This window comes from Niabella soli DSM 19437, from assembly GCF_000243115.2.
GTDB lineage: Bacteria > Bacteroidota > Bacteroidia > Chitinophagales > Chitinophagaceae > Niabella > Niabella soli.
Genome location: NZ_CP007035.1, coordinates 813,296 through 828,041 on the forward strand (window position 1 = coordinate 813,296; position 14,746 = coordinate 828,041).

The following is a 14,746-nucleotide window of genomic DNA, read 5'->3' on the forward strand; positions in this document are numbered from 1 at the left end:
CAAAAATAAGGATCTATCGACTAATTTTAACTTCTTTATCAACAATTTCCGAGAACTTTTTTTTGCCTTTTACAAAATGCAGCCAGGCAATATTCTTTTTTAATAAACCTTCCGGCCTCCGTTTTTTATCCCGATGGCTATAGGGATTGGGAAAGACACTTTTGCGCTGATCTTTTAAAATCCATTTAATAAAAGACAAATGAGCGCTGGCTACCGCTACAAAATAACCGCTGTCGCCGGCAAGCAGGCTTTTAAAGGCGGAAATGGCATCCAGCAAGGCTCTTACAACCATTACATAATATTTTCTCCAGCCATACAGGTTCTTGAATAGCATGATATGGTTATTGCGGAAATTCAAATAGGTTTTCAAAGAATTTCCTTTTGGTAATGTGCCGCCGCCAACATGGTAAACGACTGATTGGGGGCAGGAGCTTATCTGGTGCCCCGCCAGTTGTATGCGCCAGCAAAGATCGATCTCTTCCTGGTGGGCAAAGAAATAGGGATCAAATCCCCCCACTTCATGAAATACTTTTGAACGGATGAACAGGGCCGCGCCACTGGCCCAAAATACCAGGGCCGCGTCATCGTACTGCCCCTCATCGGTTTCGCTGAAATCAAACACACGCCCTTTAGCAAACGGATAACCAAAATGATCCATCCAGCCCCCCGCAGCGCCGGCATACTCAAAATAGTGCGGATGATGAAAGGATAAAATTTTTGGCTGACAGGCGGCAATAGATGGATTTGCCTCCAGAAGATTTACCAATGGGTCCAGGAAATGACCGGTCACCTGAACATCCGAGTTCAGCAAAAGATAATAATCGGCCGTAACCTGTTCCAGCGCCAGATTATAGCCTTTGGCAAAACCATGGTTCTCCTCAAACCGGATCACTGTAACCTCAGGAAAATGCTGTTGCAGAAACGCAACGGAATCATCAGTTGAGCCATTGTCTGCCACCACTACTTTCAGATTGCCGTAGTTGCTTCGCACTACCGCAGGCAGAAATTGCTGCAAATAGTGCTGTCCGTTCCAGTTTAATATAACAATAGCGATGGATGGTATCGACATGGGCTGCAAAGATTCAAAAATATTGCAAATCAATCCCCTTTATGACGTTTTTTTTAACAAAAGATGGTAAAGCTGGATGGAACCCACCAACCCGTTTGAAATAATAATGGGCCAGGCCCAGCCTAAAAGAATGCCATACGCAACAAAAAAGAAGCAGCTTGCCAAATTAATGATTCTTACTGTTTTTAGCTGTTTTGGTACAAATGAAACAACCAGCAAAGCCATTGCCAGATAGCCAACGCATTCCGATGTACTGATCATAATTAATAATTTAAATGCCTGTCCTGGCATTAAAAACGCAGCAGCGTGGTTGAAGCAGGGAGCAATATAAAGATATTTATTTGTAGCATTATATTTGCATATAGTGATCCATTGATAATTATTTTATTTTAATCTGCAGAAAAATATGAAGTTCCTGATTCCCGCTGTTTTATTATTGGTAGCAACCGGCTTGCATGCACAGTCAGACAATGGATCGGTAACGGTTCATAAAGATCCGCGGGCCGACCTGTTATTAAAAAAGCAGGCCGATGTAAATGATGCCTCTACCCGTAATTCGACCAAAAGAAGAACCGCTTCCGGATACCGGTTGCTCGTTATCAGCACTAATAGTAAACAAGAAGCCATTGCTGCCCGTACAAAGATCTATTCTTCTTTCCCCGAATTAAAACCCTATATGTGGCACCAGTCGCCTTATTATAAAGTAAAAGCCGGAAATTTTACTTCCCGTAAAGAAGCCCAGGCCTATCAGAAAAAGCTGGCGCCTTATTTTCCCGCCGGCGTTTTCCTGATAAACGATGTGGTGGAAGTAAATCCGGAGGACAACAATTCCTCGGAAGACTAATTCATGCGCGATATTTTTTCTCACACAGATTCTTAAAAACCCTTCTGTGATAATCCGCGTAATCTGTGAGCCATATAACCTACGCGGCTTGTGCTCATTTACTTTCTCTTTTTTCTCACAGATGCCACAGATCTGCACAGATTCTAAAGGCTTTCTGTGATAATCCGCTCAATCTGTGAGCCCCTTTTATATTCCTGGAATAACTTGAATTTTCGATTCATTTGAAGATCAGTTATTTTTGTGGAATGATTGAAAAAATACAGGCGTTGGCGAAACAGCTCGCACCGGAGTTTATTGCAGTACGGCAGCATTTGCACCAGCATCCCGAATTGAGCTACCAGGAGTTCGAAACGTCCGCTTATATACAGGATCAGCTACGTCAATTAAATATTCCTTTTGAAATAAAAGCTACAACCGGGGTGATCGGGTTGTTAAAAGGCAGGAACCCGGAATCGAGGATACTGGCGCTGCGCGCCGATATTGATGCCCTGCCAATTGAAGAATTAAATACTATACCGTATAAATCTGTCAATAATAATGTGATGCATGCCTGCGGGCACGATGTGCATACCGCCTGTTTGCTGGGAGCGGCTAAGATACTGGCTGCAACTCAGAACGAATGGGAGGGGACCGTTAAACTGATCTTTCAGCCAGGTGAAGAAAAAAATCCCGGGGGGGCCAGCCTTTTGATCAAAGAGGGAGTATTAGAGCACCCGGCGCCGGCGGCCATTTTTGGATTGCACGTGCACCCGGGGCTGGAAGTGGGACGGTTGAGTTTCAGGGGCGGGAAAGTAATGGCCAGCGCGGATGAGCTCTATTTCACCATAAAAGGGAAAGGGGGCCATGCGGCTGCGCCCGACCTGTGTATCGACCCGATATTGATCGCATCGCACCTGGTAGTGGCCTTACAACAAGTGATCAGCCGCAGGAACAACCCCCAAAACCCGACAGTATTATCTATAACCGCCTTCAACGGAGGAACTACCACTAACGTGATTCCGGGAGAAGTGAAACTAAAAGGCACCTTCCGCGCGTTGAATGAAAACTGGCGTTTTGAGGCGCATGAGATCATGCGGAATATTTCGGAGAACCTGGTGAGGGGCATGGGCGGGGAGCTGGACCTGCATATTGACGTGGGGTATCCCAGTGTTTACAATAATGAAATCCTGACGGATGAAGCCACCGCCCTCGCAAAAGCTTATTGGGGCAATGATCGTGTTGAAGAAACCGAAATTCGCATGGGTGCGGAAGATTTCGGGTATTATACCCAAAAGATCCCCGGTTGCTTTTACCGGCTCGGGGTAATGAATAAAACCAAAGGAATTACCTCCGGCGTGCATACACCCACTTTTAATATCGACGAAAATGCTATTGAAACCGGCATGGGCATGATGGCATGGCTGGCCATGTCTGCAGATTTAACAAAATTAAAACGGTAAAGTACCTGCCCGCTGCATCCTTATAAAAACAATGGTAATGAAAGCATTTTTTGTATTCGTTTTATTGAGTGTGTTTTCTATAAGCGGGTTCGCACAATCCGGCAGCGAGGTGATAAAAAAACAGGCAGAAAAACGCAGGAATAGCCCGGATTATATCGATAACAGGAAAATGATCACTAACTCACAGCAATTACAGCAAAAAGACAGCACCGCAAAAAAACACAAATGCATCTTTCATAAAAGAAACCATCAAAAGCCGGCTGCAAAAGATGTATTAAAAGACAGAAATACAAAAGACCCTAAACTGGAAAACAGACCCCCAAAAGTGGAACTGCAGGGCGGGAATTAGTTTTTTTAAACGCACAATGCACAGTGCTTAACGCAGAGTGCTGAATCAATTTCGTTCCTTTAAGAAAATGCAACTGTTGTGCTCAGCAGTGGCGAGTATAAAGAGCAGCCCGATGAAATGAGAAGATAGATTACAAGAAGTTTTTGTTAGAAGGCTGTTCGCAAATCAGCGAAAGAAAAAAGCAAGCGGAATGGCGTTTCGCCGCAGGCGGAACAAAGCCTGTAGCGTAGGTTTTTTCGTTCCTGCCGGACTGGTCAGGCCCTGATTCGATTGGCGATGATGAGGCGGGATTCGCCTTTTTGCGAACAAGATTTTTTGCCCACTTTTTTATCGACTGAAAAAAGTGGGAGAGGAAATAAAACAAAATGAAGTTGTCGATAGAAATGAAAAAGACGGTATTAATAATCAGGTTTTTGAGGGACTGTTATCGACAATAAATGCAATTCCAGGGGTCATGGACAGAACGTCAATAAAAACTTAAGGAAATGACATTGGGTGCCGAAAACTTAATGCTGGCTTGCGTTTCGCGTTATGCATTGTGCATGCTGCTTTATCAGTTACCTTATTTCGCTACCCTGACCATATTAAATATTTTCGTCGGGGCGCCTACGGGCAATCCCCGGGGATTATTATCTGCAGTAGTATTGATAGAGATACCACCTAAACTGCGCGGGGATGCGGAGAGGGGCTGATAAGAGTTATTGCCGGTGATCAGTCGTATTGCCTGGAGAAAACAATTCTCATGAGGATCGCCGAAATCATACCGGATATCATCATTTACATAAGTATCGGTGGCCATTCCCTGGTAATAGCCGCCCTGGTTGTTCTTATTTTGCGATTCAAAATTGGACATATAAACACTGTATTTCCCAATCCTTATTTCAAAAAAACCTACCGGCTTTCCATAGGTATGCGTTTGGTCATCGGAGGAACTGAAGGGCGCATTGATAAGGTACACCTTGCTGAAATAGGGTTTTAGGCTGTTGATAAGCAATTCGCTGGCAGAAGCAGTATTGCTACTTACAATAAAGTATATCGAAGTTATATTGGCCGCTGCGTTAAAGGGCCCCTGTTTTCGTATATAGGTTGTATTGCCATTTGTAGAATAATCAACATCGTAATAAGTGTAATTCAGTTTAACATTATTGGCATCATATACCGGTTGTTTTTTTAATAGCGTGGCTTGTTTATTCTGCATGGTTTGATTATAGATCTCTTTAAACAGCACACTGTTAGCGGCGCTTTGCGGTAATATGGATTCAGCAAAATATTCAGCCGTATTCACATACCCACCGCCGTTATAGCGCAGGTCAATAACCAGATCTGTTGCTTTTGCATCGTTGAATTTTTGGAACGCCGCACTTAATACTGGCATGGAGCTTTTTGCGGAATCAGTAAAAGATTTATAAGCGATATACGCGATTGTTTTGCTGCCGATTGTAATAACCGTGTCTTTGTATATCGGGTTAAAAGTATATAAGGCTTTCGAAAAGGGAACGTCGGTATATTTTTTTGTTGCCGGATCATATTTAGTAAGCGTTATGCTATTTCCGTCTAGGGCATTGGATATTTGGGTCAGGTTATTATTATAAGTCCATGCATTGCCGTTTATCTTTGCTATAATATCGCCCCGCCGGATGCCGGCATTCCAGGCTGGCGACCCGTTGGTTACTATTCTTATCAAACCAATAAGGCTGTCGTTAACATAATGTATTGCCCGCGGAGTGCCATTTAGTTTGGACACGGGTATAAAACCCATGGTAAAGCCCAATTCGTTTTCCTGGCCATCCAGCGTCATCTTTATATTTTTAACCTGCTCCTGGTTGCTGACAATGGTTGAGCTGGCGCCGCCTCCGTACAGGTCCGATGTTTTTTCTATGAAAGAATATTTACTGGTGGTAACGGTACCTCCCTGGCTGTTGGCGTATTGATAAAATTCATAAGGCTTGCCGGTAGCAGCATTGATGGGGATCTGCGTAATGGCGAATAATTCGCTTTGCAAACCGTTCAACGTGTCTGTTTTTGCATAACTTCTGGGGTTAAAAGAGGCCGAGTCGGGTAGCGCTGTGTTCCAGTAATAGATCTGTTTTGCGTATAGGAATAAAGAATCCGCCAGCAATTGCTGGTAGGTGCCGGTGGGAGCAGGCGGTGTAATGCTGCCACCACCGTTATCAGCTTTTCTGCACGAAACCAGTATAATAGCGAATAAAAATATTGCTACAAAACTTTTTATCATCGGGTACGGTTTGTTAAATAATTATTTTAAGGATAAAGCCTTTAACCAATGCTCCATTTCAGGGCTCTTTTGGGGTGAAAAGTTAGCGATTAATGAACGGCTGGTAAAATATTTTTCGTGACTTCGCGATTAAAGAGTTGCACCGAACGTGCGAAGAGGAGCTGTTCTGTTTTTGAAGTGCCATTGAAGCGGGGAAGCATTGAAAATTGCGGTGATTCTTTGGCGTTGTGGTATTAATAATACGTTTTAACCGTTACTTTGCCTAAATTACAAATAGTTATGGGGGTAAAAGAAGCAGTAAACGGGTTGCGCAAATCAAAAAAACGCCCTTCCATCCTGGTGGCGGGCGATTTAATGATGGATCATTATATCTGGGGATCCGCGAAAAGACTTTCGCCGGAGGCGCCCGTTCCGGTACTGAATGCCGCCAGTGAAACGGTTACACCCGGAGGCGCCGGAAACGTGGTGCAAAACCTGTTTGCCCTGGGCGCTACTATTACCATTGGCGGACTGACGGGCGACGATGCCGCAGGGCGGGAGCTGGTGCGGCAGTTGAATAATGAAAAGGTGAATACCTCAAATGTATTGATCGATCCTTCCCGGCCCACAACGATGAAGTCGCGTATGATGGCAGGCAACCATCAACTGCTGCGGGTGGATAAAGAACTTCTGACGAATATAAATAGTAAACTGGAGCAGCAGTTGCTGGCGGGTTTGGAAAAAGAACTGGCCGCTGCGGATATTGTGTTGTTATCTGATTATAACAAGGGGGTATTGTCGCCTTCGTTTACACAACAACTGATCCGCCTCTGCGCCAAAAAAAAGAAAAGGGTTTTGGTAGATCCCAAGGGGCTGCATTATCAAAAATATTCCGGGGCTTATTTAATTAAACCCAATAAAAGAGAACTGGCGGAAGCCGCGGTGGTAGAAGGGATCCCGAACGACAAAGAATTGATAAAAACGGCGCGTAAACTACTTTCAAAAGTAAAATGCGATTACCTGGTGGTTACAAAATCAGAAGAGGGGCTGGATCTTGTTTCAAAAACAGCTTACTATAATTTCCCGGTAAAGGCAAACGAGGTGTTTGATGTAACCGGCGCGGGGGATACGGTATTTGCATCACTGGGGTATTTTCTGGCGGCCGGGTTGGATATACAGTTGGCCTGCGAACTGGCGAATTATGCCGCAGCCGTTGCGGTGAGCAAAGTGGGAAGCGTGGCGGTTACCTTTGATGAGATCCTGCAGGCAGCCGCTCAATATAAGCCCAATGCTAGCGGGAAATAGTTCGGAAACGGTTCATTCAAAGTTTTTTTTCAGCGAAAATCAGCGCTAAAAATCTGCGCAGATCCGCGGGAAAATAGAATAGTATTTCAAGAAGGGAACAACTTCTGTTTTTATTATGAAATTACAAGCGATATAGAAAATAATGGATGTATTATCAGCAAAAGAAAAGAAGATCAGCGGTAAAATAATTTCCGCGCCGGAAGCGTTAGCGCAGCGGGAAAAATGGCGTGCTGCCGGGGAAAAGGTGGTCTTTACCAACGGCGTCTTCGATATACTCCACGCCGGGCATGTACGCTCTCTTGCCCAGGCAGCTTCTTGCGGCGACCGGTTGATCATCGGTCTGAATACGGATCACTCCGTAAAAAAACTAAAAGGCCCGCAACGACCCATCATCAGTGAGCAGGACCGGGCTTATTTGCTGGCGGCACTGTTCTTTGTGGATGCTGTTGTTTTTTTTGAGGACGATACACCGCTGGAGCTCATTACATCTTTAATGCCGGACGTGCTGGTAAAGTCTGCCGATTATACTATAGAACAAATTGCCGGAGCAAAAGAAGTATTGGCAAACGGCGGAAAAGTGGAACTGATGCCACTGGTGCCGGGAATTTCGAGCACCACTATTATTGATAAAATTCGCAGCGCTCCATAAATGCAACTACCCAAAAAAATACTGGTCATCCGTTTCAGCTCTATGGGCGATATCATTTATACCACGCCGGTAGTACGCTGCCTGAAGCAGCAATTGCCGGGAGTGGAGGTTCATTTTTTAACCAAACCTGCCTTCCGGTATATTTATGAAGGCAATCCTTATGTAGATAAACTGTTGCTGTTAAAAGATACCCTGGATGCAACAATAAAAGAGATTAAAAACGAAGGATATGATTGCCTGGTAGACCTGCACAGCAACCTGCGCACCGCGATCATTAAATTCAGAACCGGCATTCGATCTTATACCTACGATAAACAAACCATAAAAAAATGGCTGAGTTTAAAACTGCGGAAGCAATTGTTGCCGCCGGTGCACCTGGTGGACCGGTACCTGAAAGCAGTGGCGCCATTGGGAATAAAAAATGATAATAAACCCATTGACTATTTTTTAAAGCATAACTATTCGTTAACTGACCTGTTGCCCGCAACGCATCAGGATGGCTATATCGGTTTTATTATAGGCGCCGCGCATTTTACCAAGCGGATGCCGAATGAAAAAATTGTTTCCATTTGCAGGCAACTCAACAAACCCGTGGTTTTGCTGGGGGGGAAGGATGTAAAGGATAATGGCGTTTTTGTAGCAGAACAGGCGGGTGATCTGGTTTATAATGCCTGCGGAATGACTTCACTGGATGAATCGGTATTCCTGGTTTCCAAAGCGAAGGCTATTATTGGTTTTGATACAGGATTGACGCATATTGCAGAAGCCTTTAATGTGCCCATTGCGTCCATTTGGGGTAGTACGATCCCGGAATTGCTCGGCGTACAGCCCTATAAAATTGATCACTCGTTGGTAGCCGGTGTTTCCATCAGTTGCCGCCCCTGTTCCAAATACGGACTGGCAGCCTGTCCGAAGGGACATTTTAAATGTATGCGGGAAATTGATGAACGGCAGATCGTTGATTTTGTTGGGGAACGGCAGGCTATCTGAATTTATATTGTTGGATAAATTTCATAAAGAACCCTGGAATCGCCGCAGTGCCGCTATGCAGTTGAATAAAAAGAAAGTCGCGTTCAATATCCAGCCCCTGCACATCAATAATTGTTAGCGCCCCTGTATTCAATTCTTTTAATACCGTATGGATGGAAAGAAACGAAACGGCATTGGAATGACTAATATAGGACTTGATGCTTTCGGAACTTTCTAATTGTATTTCACGATGGAGCTGCGCCAACCGGATGCCCTTTGCTTTTAGTGCCTTGCTCACAATCTCCAGCGTTCCTGACCCCGGCTCTCTTAAAACAAAGGGCAGCGTTTGCAGTTCTTTAAGAGTGATCCGTTGTTTTTTGGTGAGGGGGTTTTTTAGCGGAAGCTACCAGTACCAGTTCATCTTTTGTAAAAGGAATATTTTTATAAAGATTGTTCTTGGGCTGCCCTTCGATCATTCCGAAATCGATCTCATTTTTTTGCAGCAACTGTTCAATATGTTCGGTGTTACCGCTGGTGAGGCTTATTGATAGATCTTTAAAATTTTTTTTAAAGCCGGCCAGGGCGGGAGGCAGAATATATTCAGCAATGGTAGTGCTGGCGCCGATCCGGAGCTTTCCTTTATACTGCCCTGAGAAAGCGCTGAGTTCCAGTTCCATTTTCCGGTACAGGGCAAACAACTCTTCCGTATACTGCAATAATAAAGCGCCCGAAGGCGTCAGCGTTATTTTACTGCCGTTTCGTTCAAACAACTTGGCCTTAAAATGATGTTCTGTTTCCTGAATGTGTTTGGTTACTGCCGGTTGCGAAATAAATAGTTCTTCCGCGGCTCTTGTAAAATTGAGCCGCCGGGCAACTGTGTGAAATACCTGTAGCCGGAAGTCGAACATAAGTATGCAAAGATAGGAGATGCGCGTGTGATATTTTTAACCGCAAAGGCGCGGTGGGCTTTTATGATTTTACGTCTATTGCCTATAAATCTCCCGCTGATCTCTCAGGCTGCTGCGGAACATGAACTGAGTTCATCTGCGCCTCGCCACCGGCTCCCGATTGCTATTGCATGCGCGTCAAACTAAGCACGACATTCAATCTGCCAGAACTGCGGCTACACCAGTATTTGAGCCATTTCCGCTCCGTTAGGAGCGTTGTGTTTGTAGCAATCGCAATGGGATTTGTTTGGGCTCCATAGGACGCCCCCTGTTTACGCGGCACCTGACGGAGCCGATGCGCGGCGTAGATGATCATGAATACTATAAACAGGCGGCGCTTACAGCGCCTAAATCGTGCTCTTTATTTTGACGCGCACACGATGGCTATCGGGCTGCGCATTCCGATAGCCAATAGTCACCTTCAGGCTTCACCAGCCAAAAAATACTTTTAATCGCTTCCGACGTGACTGTTAATGGAATTCCGTTTTTAGATTTATGAAGCGTCCTCGCGCCCAGGCGGCTTTGCGGTTAAGTCAAATTTGCGTCCTCGCGGTTAACCAAAATTACCTATCTTGTACACCTATGAATCAACAATACGCCCGCAAAGAATTTTTGAAACTGACCGCACTCGCTAACGCGGCGCTCCTCGCAAAACCATTGACCCTGCTGGCAAACACCAGCATTCCTGATCAGGCAAATGTACTTTTCTATAAAAAAGGTGCAGCAGCATATGAAGTGTTAAGAAAGGGTTTTAACAAACGGATCAATAAATTCCCTCAGGTGATTGCTCTTGCAAAGAATACAGCAGGTGTGGTGGAAGCAGTCCAATACGCCGCAAAAAATAATTTGCCTGTGACCATAAAAAGTGGAGGGCATAGTATGGAGGGGTTTTCCTGCAATAATGGGGGAATGGTCATCAATCTTTCGAAAATGAAAGCAACGAGCTGGGGCGCTAACGGACAGTTGAGGGTGCAGCCCGGTTGTACATTGGCAGAATTATACAATGCGCTCTTCTCCAAAAAACGATACCTGCCCGGCGGTTCCTGCGGCAGCGTGGGTATTGGTGGACTTACGCTGGGCGGCGGTTATGGGTTATTGTCGAGAAAGTACGGGCTTACCTGTGACAGTCTTTTGGAAGTAACGATGGTAGATGGCCGGGGCAATATCGTTAATTCAGCCCCTGACCCCGAATTGTTATGGGCCTGCCGTGGTGGGGGCAATGGTAATTTTGGCGTGATCACAGAAATGAAATTCAGAACTTACGCAGCGCCGGCAACGATGCAAAGTTTCCGTTTCCGGGCGTTTAAAACAGACCCGGCCCGGATGAGAAATATTACGGAGCAATGGTTCGGGATTACACAGGACCTGCCGCCGGCCTGCTTTTCAGCATTGGTGCTGAGTGCAAAGACGGCCTATATTCTGCTGACCAACGTTGCAGCGCATACGGCTGAAGTAACAAAAGCGGTACAACAATTTACCCGGCTTACCGATAAACAAACAGCATCGAAAGCCGTTTCCCTGGCGCAGGCATTAAAAGTTTTTTATGCCGAAGATCAGCCCCTGTTTTTTAAAAACGCTTCCGCTGGCCTGTACAAAAGTTTTGACGATATAAGCGGGTATATCAATAAGGTACTGGAGATCACCAGGAACACACCCGGTATGATCTACCAGGTTAATACGCTGGGGGGGAATATACAAAACCCCGAAGCGGAAAAAGGTTCCGCCTTTCCGCACCGGGCCTATGGTTATTTTTCAGAACTGCAAACCTATTGGGAAACGGAAACACAGGGCAACCGGCTGCTGCAGCGGTTTCAGGCCGTGCAGGATATCTTTGCCCAAAACAATATAAGTGCGCAATACCGGAATTACCCCGATAGCAATTTTAAGAACTGGGAGCATTTGTATTACGGAGCTAATTATGAGCGGTTGCAGCAGGTGAAGAAAAAATACGATCCCGATAACAGGATACAACAGGAACAAAGTGTACGCATATGATCCGGAGATTTAATTTAAAATTATTCAAAGATTTTTTCAGCTCCAGTGCGGTAGGCGGCTTTATATTGCTTAGCTGCGTGGTGCTGTCCTTATTAATAGCAAACACATCCGCGGGAGCGGGATTTGAAAACTTTCTTAATAAAACGGTTGGCTGGGAAAATGGGGCTGTCATGCTGAAGCTTTCCATATTGCACTGGATCAACGACGGGCTGATGGCCGTGTTTTTTTTACTGGTGGGTCTGGAGATCAAAAGGGAGATTGTAGAAGGCGAATTGTCTTCGTTTCAAAAAGCCGCATTGCCGGTGGTGGCGGCATTTGGCGGGGCACTGTTGCCTGCGGCGATCTTTTATTGTATTAACCGGAATGGCCCTGCCGCCCCGGGCTGGGGCATCCCAATGGCTACGGATATTGCCTTTGCCCTGGCGGCACTATCCGTTTTAGGAAAAAGAGTGCCGGCAAGTCTGAAAGTGTTTTTAGCAGCGCTGGCTATTGTTGACGACCTGATTGCCATCCTGGTGATCGCCCTGTTTTATTCTTCGGGATTGCATTGGGGGTATCTGTTGATGGCTGCAACTTTGTTGCTGCTATTATTTGTGTTTAATAAACTGAAAATTGAAAATCTTTGGTGGTATATACTGCCGGGAATTTTGATCTGGTACCTCATCCATCATTCAGGTATACATGCTACCATTGCCGGGGTGTTGGTGGCAATGGCGATCCCTGTAAGAAAGGGCAGGAAAGGAGTGCCGCTGGAAAAACTGGAGCATGCCCTGACCCGCCCGGTTAATTTAATTATTGTTCCGCTGTTTGCCCTTGCGAATACCAATATCCGGTTTGAGCCGGCGATGGTCAGCGGAATTGCCGAACCGTTGAGCATAGGAATTATTATAGGGTTGATGATCGGAAAGCCTGCAGGCATCCTGTTGTCAACTAAACTGGCGGTTCGCCTGAAGTTCGGCAAATTGCCGCACGGCGCGGGTTGGCGGCATATAGCAGGCCTTGGAATGCTGGCCGGTATTGGGTTTACGATGTCCATCTTTATTAGTTTATTATCGTTCGATGTGCCGCAACGCATCGCGCAGGCAAAGATGGCAATACTGATAGCATCTGTTTTATCCGCCATGGCGGGTTGTTTATTTCTTGCCGCTATAAAACCGAAGAAATAGGCAGGGAAGCGGGTTACCAGTATATAGTTCTGTGTTGCTGAATCCCTGTGGCTCATTCTTGCCATTGAATACTTTTTAAATTTTCTAAGGCAGCCTACGGAGCACGTGGGTCCTGGATTTTACATAGGAGATTTTACGGATTCTCACAGAAAAAATCAGAAGCTGAGCAAAAAATAAAGATCTTCTGTGCCAATCTGAGAAATCTGTGAGCCCCTATATTTGCCTGCTGTTTAAATGTATTTAAAAACATTAGGTGCCCGTAAAACGTTAAGAAAGCACGTGTAAGATTAACTGTTTTATCTTTGTAAGGCATTATAACAATAATATGGAACGAACGGACATTGCAAGCAGAGCAGATGTGGAACGGCTGGTGAACAGTTTTTACGACCGGGTGCGATCGAATGCTGTTATAGGCCCGATTTTTAATGATATTGCCCGAATAGACTGGGAACATCATTTGCCAAAAATGTATTCCTTTTGGTCCAGCATTTTATTGGGAGAACAATCGTACTCGGGAAACCCCATGGTGCGTCATATTGAACTAAGCAGGATGACTGCAATGACGGAAACCGAGTTCTCAGAATGGTTGCGTTTGTTTAACGAGACCATTGACGCGCTCTTTGAAGGGCCCAAAGCGGAAGAAGCAAAAACAAGGGCGGCAAATATTGCCCGCCTGATGTTGTTTAAAATACAAACCATATGAGGATCCATTACCTGCAGCATGTATCCTTTGAAGGATTGGGATATATGGAAGCCTGGCTGCAGGAGTGGCATTACAAACTTTCTGCCACCCGGTTTTATGAGCCGGGCTACAAATTCCCGGCTGTTGCTGATGTTGACGCATTGATTATCATGGGCGGGCCAATGGGTGTGTATGATGAGGAACAATACCCCTGGCTTCAGGAAGAAAAAGTATTTATCAAAGCCTGTGTTTTATCCGGGAAAAAAGTATTGGGCATTTGCCTGGGCGCCCAGTTAGTGGCGGCCTGCCTGAATGCAAAAGTGGATAGGGCGGTACATAAAGAGATCGGTTGGTTTCCGGTGCAGCCTGCAACAGAGTGTCAACAGTTCTCTTGGTTTTATGAGCTGTTTAAAAACAATCCCGTTGTTTTTCACTGGCATGGAGACCGGTTTGGTATTCCTGGCAATAGTAAGAATTTACTGATGTCTGAAGCCAACACCAACCAGGCGTTTTGTTATGGTAAAAATGTTATTGGTTTGCAATTTCATTTGGAAGTAACAGAATTATCAATGAAACAAATGCTGGCCAACGGCGCAGCCGATCTGGAGCCGGCACGGTATGTTCAATCTGAACAGGCGATTAGCGAGGGAATGGTGCATATGAGTCATTGCAACCAAATAATGGCGGAGGTATTGCAGCGTTGGTTAGGCTGATTGCTCGCTTATAAACCGTCATTCCGGGTTATCTATTTGCGTTGCCTGCCCAATCTGCAATCATTCAGGCGGGCAAAAATAATGCGGCGATGACACATTAAGGCAACGTCACTTCGGTGAGCCAGACGCAGCCCTGACGACGGTCGGGCGAAGAGAAATCGCATTGTTAAAGAACGAGATTGCTCCGATCATTTCTCCCGACCTTCGCCCCGACAAAAGTCGGGGTTCGTTCCGTTCCAATGACAGATTACAGTATGTATTGAAAACCAATTACTCTTTTCGTCGTGCCGAGCGCAATACAATGGAGCCGGGGCATCCCTGTGATACCAAACTGCCCTGGAATTGAGACCTCCTTCCGCTCCGTCCTGAAAGCCTTCGAATGCGCGTCAAGCTAAGCACGACAT

At 45.5% G+C, this 14,746-nt stretch carries 15 protein-coding genes and 1 pseudogene; 11 read left to right on the forward strand and 5 right to left on the reverse strand.

All coding sequences use genetic code 11. The annotated features are described in order from the left end of the window. Positions 1-13: 13 nt before the first annotated feature. Both NIASO_RS03295 and NIASO_RS03300 read right to left on the reverse strand, forming a co-directional pair. Positions 14-1,069: a glycosyltransferase family 2 protein gene (locus tag NIASO_RS03295; protein WP_025298667.1), complete on the reverse strand. Its 1,056-nt coding sequence runs from the start codon at positions 1,067-1,069 to the stop codon at positions 14-16. 39 nt (positions 1,070-1,108) lie between these two features. Next, positions 1,109-1,330, reverse strand: a complete 222-nt coding sequence (locus NIASO_RS03300) for a hypothetical protein (protein ID WP_008583515.1) — start codon at positions 1,328-1,330, stop codon at positions 1,109-1,111. Between the two features lie 154 nt (positions 1,331-1,484). On the opposite strand from NIASO_RS03300, the pseudogene NIASO_RS20615 reads away from it, so the two are divergent. From NIASO_RS20615 to NIASO_RS03315, 4 genes and pseudogenes are all read left to right on the forward strand, one after another. Continuing rightward, positions 1,485-1,586 (forward strand): annotated as a pseudogene (locus NIASO_RS20615) (SPOR domain-containing protein); the annotation flags it as partial. Positions 1,587-1,658: 72 nt separating this feature from the next. Next, positions 1,659-1,913: an SPOR domain-containing protein gene (locus NIASO_RS20620; protein WP_394332356.1), complete on the forward strand. Its 255-nt coding sequence runs from the start codon at positions 1,659-1,661 to the stop codon at positions 1,911-1,913. Positions 1,914-2,158: 245 nt separating this feature from the next. Further along, the gene (locus NIASO_RS03310; protein WP_008583510.1) at positions 2,159-3,352 is read left to right on the forward strand and encodes a M20 metallopeptidase family protein; all 1,194 of its coding nucleotides are present in this window, start codon (positions 2,159-2,161) and stop codon (positions 3,350-3,352) included. A gap of 37 nt (positions 3,353-3,389) precedes the next feature. Continuing rightward, complete coding sequence (locus NIASO_RS03315; protein ID WP_044046269.1) at positions 3,390-3,701, forward strand: hypothetical protein; 312 nt, start codon at positions 3,390-3,392, stop codon at positions 3,699-3,701. Between the two features lie 562 nt (positions 3,702-4,263). Here the strand turns inward: NIASO_RS03315 and NIASO_RS19575 are convergent. Further along, positions 4,264-5,937 (reverse strand): S41 family peptidase, encoded by a 1,674-nt coding sequence (locus NIASO_RS19575; protein ID WP_008583507.1) that lies wholly within the window; start codon positions 5,935-5,937, stop codon positions 4,264-4,266. Between the two features lie 279 nt (positions 5,938-6,216). Here NIASO_RS19575 and rfaE1 point away from each other — a divergent pair, with 279 nt between their 5' ends. From rfaE1 to NIASO_RS03335, 3 genes are all read left to right on the forward strand, one after another. Next, positions 6,217-7,221 (forward strand): D-glycero-beta-D-manno-heptose-7-phosphate kinase, encoded by a 1,005-nt coding sequence (rfaE1, locus tag NIASO_RS03325; RefSeq protein WP_008583505.1) that lies wholly within the window; start codon positions 6,217-6,219, stop codon positions 7,219-7,221. 142 nt (positions 7,222-7,363) lie between these two features. Continuing rightward, positions 7,364-7,870 carry a D-glycero-beta-D-manno-heptose 1-phosphate adenylyltransferase gene (gene rfaE2 / locus NIASO_RS03330; RefSeq protein WP_008583502.1) on the forward strand — a complete coding sequence of 169 codons (507 nt, stop codon included), beginning with the start codon at positions 7,364-7,366 and terminating at the stop codon, positions 7,868-7,870. Then, complete coding sequence (locus NIASO_RS03335) at positions 7,871-8,860, forward strand: glycosyltransferase family 9 protein (RefSeq protein ID WP_008583500.1); 990 nt, start codon at positions 7,871-7,873, stop codon at positions 8,858-8,860. On the opposite strand, the gene NIASO_RS20395 is transcribed toward NIASO_RS03335, so the two are convergent. Together NIASO_RS20395 and NIASO_RS20400 are read right to left on the reverse strand one after the other, a co-directional pair. Further along, positions 8,853-9,206, reverse strand: coding sequence for a LysR substrate-binding domain-containing protein (locus NIASO_RS20395; RefSeq protein ID WP_211139927.1), 354 nt, complete (start codon positions 9,204-9,206; stop codon positions 8,853-8,855). The genes NIASO_RS03335 and NIASO_RS20395 overlap by 8 nt on opposite strands. Then, positions 9,196-9,747, reverse strand: coding sequence for a LysR family transcriptional regulator (locus NIASO_RS20400; RefSeq protein WP_008583499.1), 552 nt, complete (start codon positions 9,745-9,747; stop codon positions 9,196-9,198). Before NIASO_RS20400 ends, NIASO_RS20395 begins: the two co-directional genes overlap by 11 nt. A gap of 621 nt (positions 9,748-10,368) precedes the next feature. Between NIASO_RS20400 and NIASO_RS03345 the strand changes: the two genes are divergently transcribed. From NIASO_RS03345 to NIASO_RS03360, 4 genes are all read left to right on the forward strand, one after another. Continuing rightward, positions 10,369-11,781, forward strand: a complete 1,413-nt coding sequence (locus NIASO_RS03345; protein WP_025298670.1) for an FAD-binding oxidoreductase — start codon at positions 10,369-10,371, stop codon at positions 11,779-11,781. Continuing rightward, on the forward strand, positions 11,778-12,947 hold the full coding sequence (gene nhaA / locus NIASO_RS03350; RefSeq protein WP_008583495.1) for a Na+/H+ antiporter NhaA: 1,170 nt from the start codon (positions 11,778-11,780) through the stop codon (positions 12,945-12,947). Before NIASO_RS03345 ends, nhaA begins: the two co-directional genes overlap by 4 nt. Positions 12,948-13,272: 325 nt before the next feature. Beyond that, positions 13,273-13,650: a group III truncated hemoglobin gene (locus tag NIASO_RS03355; RefSeq protein WP_008583492.1), complete on the forward strand. Its 378-nt coding sequence runs from the start codon at positions 13,273-13,275 to the stop codon at positions 13,648-13,650. Then, the gene (locus tag NIASO_RS03360) at positions 13,647-14,342 is read left to right on the forward strand and encodes a type 1 glutamine amidotransferase (RefSeq protein ID WP_008581738.1); all 696 of its coding nucleotides are present in this window, start codon (positions 13,647-13,649) and stop codon (positions 14,340-14,342) included. The genes NIASO_RS03355 and NIASO_RS03360 overlap by 4 nt, the downstream gene beginning before the upstream one ends. The last annotated feature ends 404 nt before the right edge of the window (positions 14,343-14,746 follow it).

Bases quoted from the DNA above. Each gene is read 5' to 3' on its own strand.
- NIASO_RS03300 (WP_008583515.1), bottom strand. From the start codon at position 1,330: ATGATCAGTACATCGGAATGCGTTGGCTATCTGGCAATGGCTTTGCTG.
- NIASO_RS03355 (WP_008583492.1), top strand. From the start codon at position 13,273: ATGGAACGAACGGACATTGCAAGCAGAGCAGATGTGGAACGGCTGGTG.
- NIASO_RS03345 (WP_025298670.1), top strand. From the start codon at position 10,369: ATGAATCAACAATACGCCCGCAAAGAATTTTTGAAACTGACCGCACTC.
- NIASO_RS20400 (WP_008583499.1), bottom strand. From the start codon at position 9,747: ATGTTCGACTTCCGGCTACAGGTATTTCACACAGTTGCCCGGCGGCTC.
- rfaE2 (WP_008583502.1), top strand. From the start codon at position 7,364: ATGGATGTATTATCAGCAAAAGAAAAGAAGATCAGCGGTAAAATAATT.
- nhaA (WP_008583495.1), top strand. From the start codon at position 11,778: ATGATCCGGAGATTTAATTTAAAATTATTCAAAGATTTTTTCAGCTCC.
- NIASO_RS03310 (WP_008583510.1), top strand. From the start codon at position 2,159: ATGATTGAAAAAATACAGGCGTTGGCGAAACAGCTCGCACCGGAGTTT.
- NIASO_RS03295 (WP_025298667.1), bottom strand. From the start codon at position 1,069: ATGTCGATACCATCCATCGCTATTGTTATATTAAACTGGAACGGACAG.
- NIASO_RS03315 (WP_044046269.1), top strand. From the start codon at position 3,390: ATGAAAGCATTTTTTGTATTCGTTTTATTGAGTGTGTTTTCTATAAGC.
- NIASO_RS19575 (WP_008583507.1), bottom strand. From the start codon at position 5,937: ATGATAAAAAGTTTTGTAGCAATATTTTTATTCGCTATTATACTGGTT.
- NIASO_RS03360 (WP_008581738.1), top strand. From the start codon at position 13,647: ATGAGGATCCATTACCTGCAGCATGTATCCTTTGAAGGATTGGGATAT.
- rfaE1 (WP_008583505.1), top strand. From the start codon at position 6,217: ATGGGGGTAAAAGAAGCAGTAAACGGGTTGCGCAAATCAAAAAAACGC.
- NIASO_RS03335 (WP_008583500.1), top strand. From the start codon at position 7,871: ATGCAACTACCCAAAAAAATACTGGTCATCCGTTTCAGCTCTATGGGC.